At 73.4% G+C, this 16,604-nt stretch carries 15 protein-coding genes; 10 read left to right on the top strand and 5 right to left on the bottom strand.

The window, feature by feature from the left end; all coding sequences use genetic code 11:
- Both ADY59_RS14250 and ADY59_RS14255 read right to left on the bottom strand, forming a co-directional pair.
- A partial coding sequence (locus ADY59_RS14250; RefSeq protein ID WP_049562329.1) for a hypothetical protein occupies nucleotides 1-340 on the bottom strand: 340 nt, incomplete at its 3' end.
- Nucleotides 337-1,068 carry a cytidylyltransferase domain-containing protein gene (locus ADY59_RS14255; RefSeq protein WP_082310099.1) on the bottom strand — a complete coding sequence of 244 codons (732 nt, stop codon included), beginning with the start codon at nucleotides 1,066-1,068 and terminating at the stop codon, nucleotides 337-339. The genes ADY59_RS14250 and ADY59_RS14255, both read right to left, overlap by 4 nt.
- Nucleotides 1,069-1,161: 93 nt before the next feature.
- Between ADY59_RS14255 and pseB the strand changes: the two genes are divergently transcribed.
- Entirely contained in the window at nucleotides 1,162-2,115 is a 954-nt protein-coding gene (gene pseB / locus ADY59_RS14260) for a UDP-N-acetylglucosamine 4,6-dehydratase (inverting) (RefSeq protein WP_197093633.1), read from the top strand.
- Nucleotides 2,115-3,239 (top strand): aminotransferase class V-fold PLP-dependent enzyme, encoded by a 1,125-nt coding sequence (locus tag ADY59_RS14265; protein ID WP_049562332.1) that lies wholly within the window; start codon nucleotides 2,115-2,117, stop codon nucleotides 3,237-3,239. Before pseB ends, ADY59_RS14265 begins: the two co-directional genes overlap by 1 nt.
- Here ADY59_RS14265 and ADY59_RS14270 read toward each other — a convergent pair.
- The 3 genes from ADY59_RS14270 to ADY59_RS14280 are packed head-to-tail and all read right to left on the bottom strand — an operon-like array spanning nucleotide 3,236 to nucleotide 7,393.
- Nucleotides 3,236-5,122, bottom strand: a complete 1,887-nt coding sequence (locus ADY59_RS14270) for a glycosyltransferase family 2 protein (protein ID WP_049562333.1) — start codon at nucleotides 5,120-5,122, stop codon at nucleotides 3,236-3,238. The two genes, ADY59_RS14265 and ADY59_RS14270, sit on opposite strands and share 4 nt — an antisense overlap.
- Before the next feature lie 13 nt (nucleotides 5,123-5,135).
- Entirely contained in the window at nucleotides 5,136-6,743 is a 1,608-nt protein-coding gene (locus ADY59_RS51380) for a hypothetical protein (protein WP_197093634.1), read from the bottom strand.
- On the bottom strand, nucleotides 6,740-7,393 hold the full coding sequence (locus ADY59_RS14280) for a hypothetical protein (protein ID WP_231618712.1): 654 nt from the start codon (nucleotides 7,391-7,393) through the stop codon (nucleotides 6,740-6,742). Before ADY59_RS14280 ends, ADY59_RS51380 begins: the two co-directional genes overlap by 4 nt.
- 345 nt (nucleotides 7,394-7,738) lie before the next feature.
- Between ADY59_RS14280 and ADY59_RS14285 the strand changes: the two genes are divergently transcribed.
- From ADY59_RS14285 to ADY59_RS14320, 8 genes are all read left to right on the top strand, one after another.
- Nucleotides 7,739-7,987, top strand: a complete 249-nt coding sequence (locus ADY59_RS14285) for an acyl carrier protein (protein ID WP_049562336.1) — start codon at nucleotides 7,739-7,741, stop codon at nucleotides 7,985-7,987.
- Entirely contained in the window at nucleotides 7,962-8,720 is a 759-nt protein-coding gene (locus ADY59_RS14290; RefSeq protein ID WP_049562337.1) for an SDR family NAD(P)-dependent oxidoreductase, read from the top strand. The genes ADY59_RS14285 and ADY59_RS14290 overlap by 26 nt, the downstream gene beginning before the upstream one ends.
- Before the next feature lie 3 nt (nucleotides 8,721-8,723).
- Nucleotides 8,724-10,034, top strand: coding sequence for an AMP-binding protein (locus ADY59_RS14295; protein ID WP_049562338.1), 1,311 nt, complete (start codon nucleotides 8,724-8,726; stop codon nucleotides 10,032-10,034).
- Complete coding sequence (locus ADY59_RS14300; RefSeq protein ID WP_049562340.1) at nucleotides 10,031-11,062, top strand: LuxE/PaaK family acyltransferase; 1,032 nt, start codon at nucleotides 10,031-10,033, stop codon at nucleotides 11,060-11,062. The genes ADY59_RS14295 and ADY59_RS14300 overlap by 4 nt, the downstream gene beginning before the upstream one ends.
- Nucleotides 11,062-12,279: an acyl-CoA reductase gene (locus tag ADY59_RS14305; protein ID WP_049562341.1), complete on the top strand. Its 1,218-nt coding sequence runs from the start codon at nucleotides 11,062-11,064 to the stop codon at nucleotides 12,277-12,279. The genes ADY59_RS14300 and ADY59_RS14305 overlap by 1 nt, the downstream gene beginning before the upstream one ends.
- Before the next feature lie 23 nt (nucleotides 12,280-12,302).
- Nucleotides 12,303-14,576, top strand: a complete 2,274-nt coding sequence (locus ADY59_RS14310) for a hypothetical protein (protein ID WP_049562343.1) — start codon at nucleotides 12,303-12,305, stop codon at nucleotides 14,574-14,576.
- Between the two features lie 98 nt (nucleotides 14,577-14,674).
- The gene (locus tag ADY59_RS14315; RefSeq protein ID WP_049562344.1) at nucleotides 14,675-15,883 is read left to right on the top strand and encodes a glycosyltransferase; all 1,209 of its coding nucleotides are present in this window, start codon (nucleotides 14,675-14,677) and stop codon (nucleotides 15,881-15,883) included.
- A 6-nt stretch (nucleotides 15,884-15,889) separates the two neighbouring features.
- A complete protein-coding gene (locus tag ADY59_RS14320) occupies nucleotides 15,890-16,597 on the top strand; it encodes a class I SAM-dependent methyltransferase (RefSeq protein ID WP_049562345.1) in 708 nt (235 codons plus the stop codon).
- Nucleotides 16,598-16,604: the final 7 nt, after the last annotated feature.

The following is a 16,604-nucleotide window of genomic DNA, read 5'->3' on the forward strand; positions in this document are numbered from 1 at the left end:
GCCCGATGGTGGCGGAGCCGAGCGATTGCCAGGCCCGCTCGCTCTCCCCCCGCAGCGCCGCCCCCGTGCCCTCCGGCAGCGTGTACGAGTCGAGGACCATCACGTCGATCCCCAGCTCCCGCGCCTGCGCCGCCAGCCGGGACGGCTCCCGGAGCGCCGGCACCATCGGCAGCCTCCGCTCGCTCAGCTGCGCGGCCGCCCACTCCGACCCGGTCACCTCCCCCAGGAACGTCACCGGGACGCCGCGCGAGCGCAGCTCCTCGGCCAGCGCCACGCATCGGACCAGGTGGCCGACGCCGATCGCGGCCCCGGCATCACAGCGAACGCCGACTCCCGTCATGCGTCCTGCAACTCCTTCTGCTCCACGTGGGCGTTGAGCCGGCACACCTCGGGCCGGTCGCGCAGCCAGCCGACCAGCTCCCGGAACGGCACGCACCGGTCGCCCAGCGCGGCCACGACGTGCGCGATGAGCCGCCAGTCGGCGTCGGTGTCGAGCGTGACCCGCAGGTCGCCCGCCCCCGGCGGGTAGGCCAGGCCGAGCAGCCGGAAGTCCCCCGGCCCGGCGTAGACGTAGGACGTCACGTGGGTGCGGTGGTAGGCCGTCGCCTCCCGGTCGGCGCGACGCAGCGCCGCCAGCCCGGCGATCTCCACGTCGAGGCCGCGCGGCAGCGTGCCGGACAGCCCGGTGCTGAGGTAGTCGAGCGTGCCGCCGAGCGCGCGGTAGACCAGCGCCGCCTCCCGGATCACCGCCGGGTCGAGCAGCGGGCAGTCGGCGGTGAACCGCATGACCGCCTCACCCGCCCGCCCCTCCAGCGCCTGCGCGAACCGGGTGAGCACGTCGTCCACCGGCCCCCGGTGGCAGGCCACGCCGAGGGCCGCGCACTCGGCCGCGACGGCGTCGTCCGCGGCCTCTGTCGTGGTCGCCACCACGAGCTCGTCGACCGCGCCCGACTCCCGTACGGCACGGACCACCCAGCCCAGCACCGTGCGGCCGCCGAGGTCGCGCAGGACCTTGCCGGGGAGCCGGGTGGACCCCATCCGCGCCTGAATGATTCCGACAATCCTCAACGATTCCCCCTGTTACCGTCGGTGAATTGATGGTCGCGCTATGCTACCGGCCGACGTAAGGGGGACCGCTTGAGCATTCTCGGTGGATCGTCAATGTTGATCACCGGAGGCACGGGTTCGTTCGGCAAGGCCTTCATCCGTCACGCGCTCGACGCCGTCGGCGTGCGCAGGCTGGTGGTGTTCTCGCGCGACGAGCTCAAACAGTACGAGCTGCGCCAGACGCTCGGCGAGGACGAGCGGCTGCGCTACTTCATCGGCGACGTGCGCGACCGCGAGCGGCTGGCCCGCGCCATGCACGGGGTCGACTACGTGGTGCACGCGGCGGCGCTCAAGCAGGTCGACACGGCCGAGTACAACCCGTTCGAGTATGTCCGCACCAATGTCGCCGGCTCGCAGAACGTCGTGGAGGCGGCCATCGACTGCGGCGTGCGCAAGGTCGTGGCGCTGTCCACCGACAAGGCATCCAGCCCGATCAACCTCTACGGCGCCACGAAGCTGGTCGCCGACAAGCTGTTCGTGTCGGCCAACCACTACGCGGCCGGGCACGAGACCCGCTTCGCCGTGGTGCGCTACGGCAACGTGGTCGGCAGCCGGGGGTCGGTGGTGCCGTTCTTCCTGAAGCTGGCCCGCGAGGGCGCCAGCCTGCCCATCACCGACAAGCGGATGACCCGCTTCTGGATCACGCTCGACCAGGCCGTCGAGTTCGTGGTCGACTCCTTCGACCTGATGCAGGGCGGCGAGCTCTACGTGCCGCGCATCCCCAGCATGCGCATCGTCGACCTGGCCGACGCGCTCGCGCCCGGCAGCCCCGTCTACGAGATCGGCATCAGGCCCGGCGAGAAGCTGCACGAGGAGATGATCGGCCCCGACGACGGCCGCCGCACGCTGCGCCTGGCCGACCGCTACGTGGTCCAGCCGACGATCGCGACCTGGGGTTACGTGCCGCCGCTGAGCGGCGAGGTGCTGCCGGAGGGGTTCGCCTACCGCTCCGACGCCAACGACCGCTGGCTGTCGGTCGACGACCTGCGCTCGATGGTGTCGGCCTGATGCTCCCCTACGGGAGGCAGTCGGTCGACGAGTCCGACATCCGGGCCGTGGCCGAGGTGCTGCGCGGCGACTGGCTGACCACCGGCCCCGCCGTGACCCGGTTCGAGTCGGAGCTGGCCAGGTGGACGGGCGGGGTGCCGTGCCTGGCCGTCACGTCCGGCACGGCGGCGCTGCACGTGGCCTACGCCGCCGCCGGGGTCGGGGCGGGCGACGAGGTGATCACCTCACCGCTGACGTTCGTGGCCACGGCCGCGACCGCCGCGCTGCGCGGCGCCCGGGTGCGCTTCGCCGACGTGCAGCCCGACACCGGCAACCTCGACCCGGACGCCGCCTCGGCCCTGGTGACGGGCCGGACGCGGGCGATCACCGCGGTCGACTACGCGGGCCATCCGGCCGACTACGACGAGCTGCGCGAGGTGGCGTCGGCGGCCGGGGCGGTGCTCATCGGCGACGCGGCGCACTCCATCGGCTCGGCCTACAAGGACCGGCCGGTGGGCTCGCTCGCCGACCTGACGACGTTCTCGTTCTTCCCGACGAAGACCGTGACCACGGCCGAGGGCGGGGCCGTCGTGGCGGCCGCCCCCGGGCTGCTCGCAGCCGCGTCCCGGTTCCGCAACCACGGCCTGGTCAGGGACCCGGCCGAGCAGCGCGACCCCGGCGAGGGCGGCTGGCACCAGGAGGTGCACGCGTTCGGGCTCAACTACCGGCTGCCCGACGTGCTGTGCGCTCTCGGCACCAGCCAGCTCGGGCGGCTGGCCGCGTTCCGGGCCAGGCGGGCCGAGCTGTTCGACCGCTACGACCGGCTGCTCGCCGGCCTGCCGGGGCTCACCCTGCCCGCGCGGCGCCCGTACGTGTCGCCGAGCTGGCACCTCTATCCGGTGCGGATCGGCGGCGGGCGCAGGCGGGAGACCTACGAGCGGATGCGCGCGGCCGGGATCGGCGTGCAGGTCAACTACCTGCCGGCCTACTGGCACCCGGTGTTCGCCGACCTCGGCTACCGGCGCGGCCTGTGCCCGGCCGCCGAGGCCTACTACGCCGAGGAGCTGTCGCTGCCGCTCTTCCCCGCCCTGACCGACGCCGACCAGGACCGGGTCGTGGAGGCCCTGGCGGACATCCTGTCCTAGTGCTCCAGCAGCAGCAGGCAGCCGTCGTCGCCCCGGTCCACCAGGAAGCTGCGGCCGGGCACGTCCGCCGGCGGGCGGCTGCGGGTGCGCACCAGGGTGCGCAGCGCCCGGCCCTGGTCGATGACGACCTCCCACCACGTCACGTCGCCGACGACCTCGTCGATGCCCGAGAGCGGCACCCGGGCGCGGAAGCCGCGCCCGGCCAGCGTCACCGGGAAGTACATCTCCTCGCCGTCGCTCCTGCGCACCAGCCTGATCACCGGCTCACCGTCGCCGACGTCGGCCAGCTCGCCGGAGAACACCAGGTCGCCGCCGTCCACGCGGCACTCCCCGATCAGCGCCTCGGCCTCGCGCAGCCGCAGCCCCCACGCCCCGCGGAAGCTGAGCACCGGCACCACCCACACGCCCGACCTGCGCCGGGGCGGCGGTGTCAGCGGCGCGAGCCTGCGATCGCCGCGCACCTTGCCCTCCAGGCGCAACCCCGCTCCCCTGAGCTGGACGTACAGATCCCAGTGCCCGTGCCTGCGCAGTTGCCGGGCGCTGAGCGCCGCCGGGTCGAAGGCGAACCGGAACGGGAACCCGTGCTCGGGCACCGGCCCGCCGTCCGGCTGGGGCGCGTCCTCCCAGACCGGTGAGGCGCTCTCCTCGCCGAGCGGCACCCGGTCGCCGGTGCGGCGTTCCTCCAGCCACGCCGACACCCGCACCCGGCCCAGCTCGCCGACGTCGAACCTGCCGACGCCCGCCCGGCCGGAGCCGTGCAGCACGCCGTCGCGCCACTCCAGCTCCACCAGCCTGGCGGTCGCCTCCAGCTCGCCGGAGACCTCCGACAGGCGGCTCGGCAGCGCCGGATGCCGGCCGTACCAGCGCTTGCGCAGCAGGCCGGCGGAGCTGACCCGCGGCTGCAGGCGGCCGTCACGTGCCTGCGCGAACACGCTCGCCAGCTCGTCCAGGCGGCGCTGGTGCAGCAGATGCACCTGGAGGCGGTGCGCGAACGGCAGCCCGAGCAGCGCGGCTCGCGACACCCCGTCGAGATACCGTACGGCCAGATCCACCAGGGCCGGGTCGGCGGCGGAACCCAGCCGGGCGAGGGCCTCGACCGCGACGGTCATGTCGATGTCCAGCGTGTCGCGGTCGAACTCGGGCCGCAGCCGGGGCGCGCCCGCGTCCAGCAGCGCGGCGGTCTCCAGCACCGACAGCAGGCGGTCGCGCAGGTTGTCCGGCTCCAGGCGGCGCTGGGTGATGGAGGAGCCCGGCTCGTCCCGCTGCCGCCAGTGGTAGACGACCTTGTGCAGCACGTCCACCGACCGCGCGCCGACGTGGGCGGCCATGGCGACCGGCTGGTCCTCGTACATCCGCTCGGGGAAGCGCAGGCCGAGACGGTCCCAGGTGGCGCGGCGGTAGACCTTGTTCCACAGCATGCGGTCGCGGACCAGCAGCGGGCGGCGGGTGATGTGGGTGCGCTCGGCCGGCTCGGCGAACGGCTCCCTGTGCGCCCACGACGGGACGAGCAGGTTGCGGTGCAGCCGCATGACGTTGCCGCAGGCCAGGTCGGAGCCGGTGGACTCCAGGGAGGACACCAGGCGCTGGAACGCCGGGCGCGGCACCATGTCGTCGCCGTCGACGAAGGCCAGGTAGCGGCCGCTCGCCTCGCGCACCCCTGTGTTGCGGGCCCGGCCGACGCCCAGGTTGTCCTGCCGGATGAGCCGGATCCGGCCGTCCTGTTCCGCCCGGGCGGCCACGACGGCCGCGCCGCCGTCGCGGCTGCCGTCGTCCACGCAGATCACCTCGATGTCCCGCAGCGTCTGCGCGGCCAGCGAGTCGAGGCACGGCGTGAGGTACTTCTCGACGTCGTAGAACGGCACGATCACGGAAAGGACCGGCACGAATGCTCCTTCCTCAGCCGGACAGCAGCCGCATGACCCGGCGGGCCATCCGGCGGGGGCGGGACAGACGGCGCGACAGCCGGTAGCCCAGCGTCCTGCGGTAGGCGGTCGCCTTCCGCTGAGTCCTGCGCAGCTTGGAACGCGCCCTGACCAGCTCACGCTCGCGGTAGCTGAGCTTGGTCTCCAGCCTGGCGATCCTGGCCATGGCCGCCGTGATCTGCCCGGCCAGCCGGTCGCGGGAGCGCAGCAGGTCGCGGTAGGCGGGCGCGGCGCCGGTCCGCTCGGCGGGCTGCCCCAGTTCGGCGTCGAGCTTGCGGGCCAGGTCCAGCTCGCGCTGGTCGCAGGGCCTGCCGGCCATGCCGCAGAGCGTCAGCGTGAGCTGGTCGGCCTCCAGCGGCCACGGCCACGGGTGGTGATGCCCGGCGGCCAGCAGGCGGACCGCGAACCGCCACAGGATCCGGCAGAGCACGATCACGGGCGCGGGCTCCGGCTCCGGCGCGGGCCCGGGGCTGATGGCGGAGAACCGCTCCCCGTCCCACACCAGGCTGTCGGTCGCCGCCGTCGCGTCGCCGCTCGTCTCCACCCAGCGGGCCAGCGCGCCCAGCAGCTCGCGCACGGTGCGCACGTCCTCGCGGGCGCACGCCTCGACGAGGATCTCCTCGACGACCCGGCCCGCCGGGATCTCGCGCGACTCCCCGCCGGGCAGCCGCCGCAGCGCGACCTCGCCGCCCTCCTCACGCAGCTCGTCCACGGCGTGGCCGTCCTCCACCAGCCCCAGCGGCAGGTCCACCTCCTCGGGCCTGTCGCGGGAGGCCACGGTGAGCCAGAGCGGCGCCAGATGCTCGCCGAGGCCGTGCCGGAAGGCCAGCCGGGTCAGCCGCAGCGGATCGGCCACCAGCATGCGGTCGTCGGCGCGCGCGCTCAGCGGGAACGTGAGCGCCTCGGGCAGGTCACGCGCCAGCGCCTCCCGGGACAGGATCGCGCGCGGCGCCCGGCTGTCGGGGTAGGCCGCGTAGCAGCGCTCCACGGCCAGCCCGGTGGCCTCCAGGTCGAAGTCGAGCGCGGCGGGACCGCTCGGGTAGGTGGGGTCGAAGCCGTGCGGCTCCCACTGCCCGTCTCCCCCGTCCCGGTCGGCCGGGCGCGCTTCGAGGAACCGGTCCACGCCGAGGTCGTTGCGCACCCCGAGGACGAGCCGCCCGCCGGGCGCCACGAGCGCGGCCAGCGCCGCCATCGACTCGCGCCAGGCCGCCGCCGGCGCCTCGGCCGAGTGCGTGCGCTGCAGCCCGTCCAGCGCCAGGACCAGGTCGTACGGCCTGTCACAGCAGAACGCGGCAAGCCGCCCGCAGTGCACGTCGAGGCCGGGATGGCGGTCGCCGAGCGCGCACGCGTCCGGGTAGGACCGCACCAGCAGCGCGACCGCCGAGGCGCGCCCGGCCACCTCGTCGATCAGTTCCCGTGGGTGCGGCCCGACCAGCAGGACGGAGCCGGAGGCCGGAAGCAGCCGGCCGATCAGCTCCCCTGCCACGCCGCGCCAGTCCGTGATGCTCGACCCGTCGGACATGTCTGACCACAGCAGCATCTCGCCGCCGATCAACCGGACGTTCTCGGGCGCCTCGGTCATGCGCATCGCACCCGCTTCCAGCCGAACATTCGCCGTAGCTCCTCAGGTGTCGCCTGATACTCGAATCCCAGCTCGCACCGCGCGGCCTCGCCGGCCGCCTCCGGGTCGACGCGCACGTCGTGCAGCTCCGGCCACAGCCGCATGCGGCGCGCGGTGCCGCCGTACTCGGGCCGCTCGTCGTCCAGTTGCATCGGATCGCCGTACACGCCGACCTCGCAGCCGACGGACGCGCCGTAGAACAGGGCGCTGCCGAGCCGGTTGGAGGCCACCCGGCGGTGCCGTCTGAGTTCGGTGAGCTGTTTGCGCAGGAAGTCGCGGCCGCTCCCGTCCCAGCGCGACCCGCGCTCGCCGTGACAGATGACCCGGAACCCGCGCGACTCGTACGCCTGGCGGATGCCCGGGTTCGCGAATTCCAGCCAATAGAGACATATGGTCACCGGGCCGGTTTCCGTCTCCCGGATCTGGTCGGCCAGCCGCGCGTGGTCGCCCGTGACGGAGTGCTTCTCCCAGCCGTGAAAGGGATACCAGATCGTGCCCGCCCGTTTGGCCTTGACGCCGAGATCCGGTTCGAGGTCAAGCAGGTAGATCCAGGGTGCGCCGATGAGGTAATGCCCGCGCCGCCCCATCGACCAGCCTCTGCGACGTAGCACGTCAGACCATACAAAACGGGGATATCCGGGAGTGCACCAGTGATCGTTAGGCGGAAATCCATGCAAATAGTTCCATCCGTGCTGGAGGAATCCCTGGATACGCCTGGGCGCTTCGTCGCCCATTCCGCAATATCGTCCAAGTATGCGGGAGTGACCGTACCAGTGATTGGATTCGTCCATTGTTTCCCCTCGCGCAGTCGGCAGGCCCCATCCGACATTCCCAGCCCCAGGCGCAGGCCACTCGGAGTTATACGCTTCCATTACCCGCGACGGGTGCTTGGTTTCTGTTGAACGGGGATCACCGCTACACTCAGTTCTGGCTTGAAGACAGAGAGTGAGTGAAGCATGAGTCATCTCGACCGGCTGCGTGAGGTTTTCCGCAGCTCGCTTAACCTCCCGGCCGCCGCCGACGTCGACGGCCTCGAATACCGCGCCATCCCCCAGTGGGACTCCCTGGCCCACATGTCGCTGATCGCGGCGATGGAGGACGAGTTCGCCGTCATGATCGACACCGACGAGATGATCGACATGAGCTCGTTCGCCAAGGCGGCGGCGCTCCTGGAGAAGCATGGCATCGGCGCAGCGGCCCGCTGACCCCCGCGTCGTCCTGGTCACCGGCTCCACCTCGGGCATCGGCCGGGCCATCGCCATGCGGCTGGCCACCACCCACCGCGAGGTCGTCATCCACGGCCGCGACCAGGTCCGCACCGCGAAGGCGGCCGGCGAGCTGGCCGCGCAGACCGGCGGCCGGGTCGGCGGCGTCCACGGTGACGTGTCCGACCCCGCCGCGATCTCCGCGATGATGCGCGAGATCCACCAGCGGCACGGCCGCCTCGACGGCCTGGTGATCAACGCCGGCGTCCACGCGGCCGCCCTGCTCGGCATGCTGCCCAGCGCCGGGGTCCGCGACCTGTTCGAGGTCAACGCGATGGGCGCGGTCCACACCCTGCAGGGCGCCGTCCGGCTGCTGCGCCGGGGCATCAGCCCGTCGGTCGTGCTGGTCTCCTCGGTCATGGGCCGCGACGGCGGCGCCGGTCAGGCCGTCTACTCCGCCACCAAGGCGTCCCTGCTGGGGCTGGCCAAGGCCGCGGCCAAAGAGCTGGGCCCGGCGGGCATCCGGGTCAACGCGGTCACGCCCGGCTACATCCAGACCTCGATGCTGTCCACGCTCGACGCCGAGGCGGGCGCCGCCACCGTGGCCGCCACCCCGCTCGGCCGCCTGGGCACCGCCGACGACGTCGCCGCCCTGGCCGCCTTCCTGCTCTCCAGCGACGCCTGCTTCATCACCGGGCAGGTCATCGGGGTCGACGGCGGGCTGGTGCCGTGACCCATGGCTGATCTCCCGCACCCGGGCGCGCGGCTCGTCTCCGACGACGAGCCGGGCGGCCTCGGCGGCGACGCTCTCGCCGCCCGCACCGCGCGCGCCGCCGCCGCCCTGGCCGAGCTGCCGCCCGGCCCGGTCTTCTGCGGCATGCGCAACGACCTGCCCTCGGTAGTGCGCTACCTGGCCGCCTGGCAGGCCCGCAGGGCGGTGGCGCTGCTCGATCCCGACCTGCCCGCCGCCTCGCTGGCCGACCTCGCGAGCCGGTTCAGGCCCGCAGCCCTGCTCGGCTTCGCGCACGCGCCGCACGGCGCCACGGCGCGCACCGCCGGCAGCGCGACGCACCCCGACCTGGCCGTGCTGCTGGCGACCTCCGGCTCCACCGGCAGCCCCAAACTGGTCCGGCTGTCGCGCGCCGCCGTGCTGGCCAACGCGCGGGCCATCGCCGAGGCGCTGGCCATCGGGCCCGCCGAGATCGCGCCCACCAGCCTGCCGCTGCACTACAGCTACGGCCTGTCGGTGCTCAACAGCCACCTGGTGGCGGGCGCGAGCGTCCTGCTGACCGACGCCGGCCTGCTCGAACGCTCCTTCTGGACCTCGCTCGACGAGCACCGCTGCACCTCGCTCGCCGCGGTCCCCTACCAGTACGAGATGCTGCGCAGGCTCCGCTTCGACCCCGCCGACCACCCCGCCCTCACCACGCTCACCCAGGCCGGCGGGCGGCTCAGGGCCGAGCTGATCACCGAGTTCGCCGCCCTGTCCACCACCTTCTACGTCATGTACGGCCAGACCGAGGCGACCGCCCGCATCGCGGTGCTGCCCCCCGACCGGCTGGCCGGCAAGCCCGGCTCGGCGGGGCTCGCGGTGCCCGGCGGCCGGTTGGAGATCGTCGACGGCGAGGTCGTCTACCACGGCCCCAACGTGATGATGGGCTACGCGGAGGAGGCCGCCGACCTGGCCAAGGGCGACGAGCTGGGCGGCGTGCTGCGCACCGGCGACCTGGGCCACCTCGACGACGAGGGATTCCTGCACCTCACCGGCCGGGTCAAGCGGATCGCCAAGATCTTCGGCGTGCGGGTCAACCTCGACGACGTGGAGCGGCTGCTGCGCGACTGCGGGCCGATCGCGGCCACCGGGGGCGACGACCGGGTCACGGTGTGGGCCGAGGGCGTCGACGCCAAGGGCTGCTCGACGCTGGCCCGGCGGCTCGGCACCGAGCTTCGGCTGCACTGGAGCGGCTTCGACGTGCGTGGCGTCGACCGGCTGCCGCTGCTCACCACCGGCAAGATCGACTACCGCGCCCTGGAGGCCCGGACGTGACCGTTTTCACCCTGTCGGCCGCCGAGCGGGAAGCCGCGCTGCTGCCCGCGCTGACCGCGCTCACCGAGCGGCACCGCCTGGCCTGCGAGCCCTACCGGCGCATCCTCGACGCGATCGGCGCGGCCGGGCCCTACGACCGGGTGGCCGCGCTGCCGTGGCTGCCGGTGCGGCTGTTCAAGACGCACGAGCTGCGCAGCGTGCCGGAGGAGCAGGTGTTCCGGGTGCTCACCTCCAGCGGCACGACGGGGCAGCGGCCCAGCCGGATCTACCTCGACCGGGAGGCCGCGGCCGCCCAGCCGCGCATGCTCGCGGCGACGCTGCGGGCGGTGCTGGGCGAGCGGCGGATGCCCATGCTGATCGTCGACAGCCGCTCGGTGGTGCGCGACCCAGCGCTGAGCGCCCGCGGCGCGGGCGTGCTCGGCATGATGAACTTCGGCAGGGACCACACCTTCGCCCTCGACGAGCAGGGCGAGCTCGACGCCGAGGCGGTCAAGGGCTTCCTGGCCCGGCACGGCGCCGAGCCCTACCTGATCTTCGGCTTCACCTACATGGCCTGGCTCCATCTGCGTGAGCTGGGCATGGACCTGTCGCAGGGCGTGCTCGTGCACTCCGGCGGCTGGAAGAAGCTGGCCGAGCAGTCGGTCGACAACCCCGAATACCGCAGGCGGCTGGGCGAGGAGTGCGGGCTGCGCCGCATCCACAACTTCTACGGCATGGTCGAGCAGATCGGCACCGTCTTCCTCGAAGGCCCCGACGGCGGCGGCCTCTACTGCCCCGACTTCGCCGATGTGGTGATCCGCGACCCCGACACCTGGCAGGAGGCCCCGCCGGGCGTGCCGGGGCTGATCGAGGTGGTGAGCACGCTGCCGACGTCCTATCCCGGGCACGTGCTGCTCACCGAGGATCTCGGCGTGGTGCACGGCGTCGACGACGGCGTCTGGCCCGGCAAGCGCTTCTCGGTGCTGGGCCGGCTGCCCCGGGCCGAGGCGCGCGGCTGCAGCGACACCTACCGGCAGGCGGCCGCGTAATGCTCGACGTCAGGTTCCCCGACGGCCCGCCCGTCCCGGTCGACACGCTGCTCGACCAGGTCACCGCCGGTGGTGACCTGGCCGTCGGCGACGAACGGGTGCGCGACTTCCTCACCGGCTTCGGCCGCCGCCTGCTGCGGCCCACGCTGTCGCGCCGCCATCCCGAGCTCGGCTCGCTGGGGTTCTTCCTGCGCCGCAGCGAGCTGCAGCGCACCGTCCAGAGCCTGCGCGGTGATCACGTACGGGTGCCGCGCGGCCTGGTGTTCCACATCCCGCCGGCCAACGTCGACACCGTGTTCGTCTACTCGTGGGCGCTGGCGGCGCTGATGGGCAACCGCAACGTGGTGCGCCTGTCGCCCAGGGCCGGCGCGGTGGCCTCGACCATCGTCGACACACTGCTGGAGTCGCTCGACGGGGCCGACCCGGTGGTGGCCGCGACCCAGCGGATCGTCTGCTACGACCGCTCCGACTCCATCACCGCCGCGCTCTCCTCGGCCTGCGACCTGCGCGTCATCTGGGGCGGCGACCGGACCGTCGACGAGATCCGCAAGCATCCGCTGACGCCGCACGCGCGTGACCTGACCTTCCCCGACCGATCGTCGTTCGCGGTCGTGCGGTCCTCGGCCTGGCTGGCCGCGCCGCCGGCCACCCGGGTGGCGATGGCCGAGGGGTTCGTCAACGACTCCTACTGGTTCGACCAGGCCGCCTGCTCCTCGCCGCGCACCGTCTTCTGGGTGGGTCCGCGCGGCGAGTGCGACGCGGCCCGCGCCGACTTCACCGCCCACCTGTCGCAGGCCGTCACCCAGCGCGGCTGGGCGGTCGACGCGGCGATGGCCGTGGAGAAGCGGGTGGCCACCTACGGGATGGCCGCCGACGGGTCCGCCGGGGCGATCGACTTCCACGGCAACGCGCTGGCCAACGTCACGCTGTCGACCGCCGTGGCCGCTCCCCGCCGCTGGCTCGGCACCGGCACGTTCGCCCACGCCCGGCTCGGCTCGCTGGCCGAGCTGGTGCCGCTGGTGGGGCGGCGTGACCAGACGATGACGCACTTCGGGTTCTCCCGGGCCGAGCTGCTGGAGCTGGCCCAGGTGCTGGCCGGGCGTGGCGTCGACCGCATGGTCCCGTTCGGTGACGCGCTGAGCTTTCACCGGGTGTGGGACGGGGTCGACCTGGCCGCCGAGTTCACCCGGCTGGTCATGGTCTCGGCTGATCGGTGAAGGTTTCGCGCTGAGGGGGCGCCATGACGGTCGCACTGTCCAGGATGCCGGTGCTACCCGCCGCGAAGGCCCGGCGGGGGTTCGGCTGGGTGCCGGCGGGGCTGGTGACCGTGGCCGCGGTGGTGGTGCTGTGGCGGTTCGGAGTGCCGCTGCGGGACCTCGGCGCATTCGGCGGATACATCAGCCTCGGGGTGATGTTGCCCGGGGTGCTGCTCTGGCGGGCGCTGGGGCCGGGGGGCGGATCGCTCCCCGCCGACCTGGCGGCCGGGCTGGCGCTGGGCTACGCGATCGAGGTGCTGGTCTACCTGCCGGCGCGGGCGCTCGGGGCGCCGATGGCGGTGGTCGCCTGGCCGGTGGTGACCGTGGTGGCGTTCCTGGCCGTGCCCCGGCTGCGACGGCACTGGCGCGGCTCGGGCGTACGGGTGCCGCTGTGGTGGGCGTGGGCCATGTCGGGCATCGTCGGCTACCTGCTCGCCTGGAGCGCCCGGCAGTTCTACCCGACGCACGGGCTGACCTGGCCGGGCAACGCCGGACCCTACGTCGACATGCCCTACCACCTGGCCCTCGTGGGCGAGCTCCGGCACCACATGCCGCCGCAGTTCCCCGCGGTGCTGGGTGAGCCGCTGTCCTACCACTGGTTCGTCTATGCGGAGATGGCCGCGACGAGCTGGGTGACCGGGATCGAGCCGCAGACGCTGCTCTACCGGCTGGCGGTGCTGCCCATGCTGGCGGCCACCATGGTGCTGCTCGCGGTGACCGGGTGGCGGCTGGCGGGGCGGCCCTGGGTGGGCATCGAGTCCGTGGTGGCCACCTGCCTGGCCTGTTCGCCGGCCCTGCACGCGGGCGGGGAGCTGTTCCCGGCGGCGTCGCCGTTCGGCGCCTGGCTGAGCCCCACGCAGACGCTGGGCGCGCTGCTGTTCGCGCCGGTGGCCCTGGCGCTGGTCGGGCTCCTGCGGGGCGGGCGTGGGCGGTGGGTCGTGGTGGGGGTGCTGCTGCTCGCGCTCACCGGGGCCAAGGCGACGTACCTGCCGCTGCTCGTGGCCGGGCTGGGGCTGGTGCTGGTGGTGCGGCTGCTGACGGACCGGCGGGTGCACCGGCCCGCGCTGGCCGCCGGCGGGTTCGCCGTGGCGGGGCTGCTGATCGCGCAGTTCGTGCTGTTCGCGCACGGGTCCCAGGGCATGACGGTGACGCCGCTCGACACGATGCGGCGGCTGTGGCGGGCGGCGGCCGAGCTGAGCGACCCGGAGATGGCGGCGCTGCCGCTCGGGCTCGCCCTCGCGCTCGCCGCGCTGTACGTGGCCGTCCTGGCGGGCGTGTGGGCGGGCATCGCGGGGTTCTTCGTACGCCCGGTCCCGGGGGACGATCCGCCGCCCGGTGGCGCGGGTGCCGGTGGGCGGTGGGCGGCTCTGTGCGATCCGGGGGTTCTGCTGCTGGGCGGGATCGGGGTGGCCGGGGTCGGGGCGGTGCTGGTGCTCGGGCATCCGGCCGCTTCGCAGCTCTACTTCCTGACCAGCGCGAAGCCGTACCTGGCGATCGTGGCGGTGGCGGGGGCCGGGGTGCTGCTGCGGGCCTTTCCTGGGGCGTGGCGGGTGGCCGCGGGCGCGCTGGCCGCGGGGGCGGGGCTGGCGGTTCTGGTGGCGGCGGAGTTCGGCGTCGAGATGCCGGTGCGGGGACTGCGGCCGGCCGACGTCGCGCTGCCGTACCTGGTGCTGGGGGGTGTGCTGGTCGTCGTGGCGGCGGCGCTGGCGGTGTGGCGCAAGCCGGTCGCGGTGGTGCTGGTGGCGCTGGCGTGCGGCTTCACGGTGCCGGCGGCGGCGGACAGGGCGGTGCGGCAGGTGGGCCCGAGCGGTGGGTCCCAGCCGATGATCCCGGAAGGGGGCGTGGAGGCGGCGCGGTGGCTGCGGGAGCATTCCGGGCCCGGCGACGTGGTGGCCACCAACCTGCACTGCCGGCCGACGGTGCGGCGGCACTGCGACAGCAGGCACTACTGGGTGTCGGCCTACAGCGAGCGGCGGGTGCTGGTCGAGGGGTGGGCCTACGCGGGGAGCACGCTGGCGCGCACGCCGGAGACCACGGAGTCGTACCTGCGGATCGGGTTCGCCGACCCGTTGCGGCTGGCGGTGAACGACGCGGCCTTCCAGACGCCGTCGGAACAGACCATCGGGCGACTGGCCCAGAAATATGGGGTCAAGTGGTTGTTCGTGGAGGGAGTGCGGGAGACGCCGGACGTCGGGCGGTTCGCGCGGTTGAGGTTCCGGATGGGCGAGTGCGCCGTCTACGAGGTGATCGCCAGGTAAAGACCTGGCCTGGTCCGTGCCCGGTGCGCGGAAATCAACCGGCCATATCCGTCCCGCGCGAACACCATTTTCCCCAGGACCAGCGACGAGGGGAACCCATGGACACGCGCTTGCGCGCAGGCACCGTCGTCGACGCGCCGGCCAGGCTCGCGACCGTCGACATCGTCATTCCCGTCTACAACGAGGAACGCGCGCTGCCCGGCTGCGTGCGCACGCTCGCCGAGTTCCTGGACGGCTCCTTCCCGATGCCGTGGCGCATCACGATCGTGGACAACGGCAGCACCGATTCCACCTGGCAGATCGCCCAGGCGCTGGCCTCGCAGCACGGCCGGGTGCACGCCAGGCGGCTGGAGATCGCCGGTCGCGGCGCGGCGTTGAAGGCGGCCTGGCGTGACAGCCCGGCCGACATCGTCGCGTACATGGACGTGGACCTGTCCACCGGGCTCGGCGCGCTGTTCCCCATGGTGGCCTCGCTGGCCAGCGGCCACTCCGAGATCGCCATCGGCACCCGGCTCGCGCACACCGCCCGCACCCGCCGCTCGGTCAAGCGGGAGGTCATCTCGCGCGGCTACAACGCGCTGCTGAGGCTCGGCTTCGGGGCCCGGTTCAGCGACGCGCAGTGCGGGTTCAAGGCGGCGCGGGCGGACGTGGTCAGGCCGTTGATGGACCGGATCGAGGACGACGCCTGGTTCTTCGACACCGAGCTGCTGCTGCTGGCCGAGCACAACGGGCTGCGCGTGCACGAGGTGCCGGTCGACTGGGTGGAGGACCTGGACTCGCGGGTCCGGGTGGTCCGCACGGCCGTGGCCGACCTGAAGGGGCTGGCCCGGCTGACCTGGTCGATGTCCACCGGGCGGGCGGCGGTCGACGTGGCCCGGCCGGCCGAGCTCGCGCCCGTCCACCCGGACGCCGTGGTGGCCGAGCCGAAGGTGGCCAAACTGGTGAAGTTCGCCGCCGTCGGGGCGTTCACCACGGTCCTGTACGCGCTGCTCTACCTGCCGCTCAGGGAGGTGCTGGAGCCGGCGCTGTGCAACCTGGCCGCGCTCGTGCTCACCGGGGTGGTCAACACCGAGGCCAATCGCCGCTGGACGTTCGGGCGGCGGGGCGGCAAGCGTACCGGGATGCATCTGCGGGCGGCGGCGGTGTTCCTGTCGAACTACGCCGTCACCACCGCGGTGGTGGTGGGACTGGCGCCGGCGGCGGGGCGGCTGTTCGAGGTCGCCGCCGTCGTCGCCACCTACGGCGTGCTCACCCTGCTGCGCTTCATCGCCCTCGACCGCTGGGTTTTCGCCCGCACACGGAGTTGATGCATTGTGGACGTCACGGAGATCAGGCAGCTCGTCGCGCTGGAGCAGACCCACTGGTGGTATCGGGAGCGGCGCGCGATCCTGCGCGGCGAGCTGCGCAGGCTGGCCCGGTCCGGCCGTCCCGGCCGGGCGCTCGACCTGGGCGCGGCGGGCGGCGGCAACACGCGGGTGCTGGTGGAGGAGGGCTGGGACGCGACCGCGACCGACTGCTCGGAGGAGGCCGTGGAGGTCGCCAGGCAGCGCGGGCTGCGCGCCATGGTCGCCGACGCCCGCTGGCCGCCGGTGGAGTCGGCCAGCGTCGACCTGGTGACCGCGTTCGACGTGCTGGAGCACGTCGAGGAGGACTACCTGGTCACCGAGCAGATGGCGCGGGTGCTGCGGCCCGGCGGGCACGCGCTGATCGCGGTGCCGTGCGACATGTCGCTGTGGTCCGAGCACGACGACGCGGTCGGCCACCTGCGCCGCTACGACCGCGCCTCGCTGGTCACCGTGGTGGAGAAGGCGGGGCTGCGGGTGGAGCGACTGTGGAGCTGGAACGTTCTGCTGCGCCCGCTGGTCGCCCGGCATCGGCGCGGCTCGACGGGCAGTGACCTGCGCAAACTGCCGTTCGCCGTGAACGCGGGGCTGTCGGCCGTGGTGATGGCCGAACGGTACCTGCCGGTCAAATCATGCAAAGGCGTAACACTGTTCTTGCGGGCCCGGCTGGGCGGGTGATCGCGGC

The sequence above is a fragment of the Nonomuraea sp. SBT364 genome, assembly GCF_001083785.1.
Lineage (GTDB): Bacteria > Actinomycetota > Actinomycetes > Streptosporangiales > Streptosporangiaceae > Nonomuraea.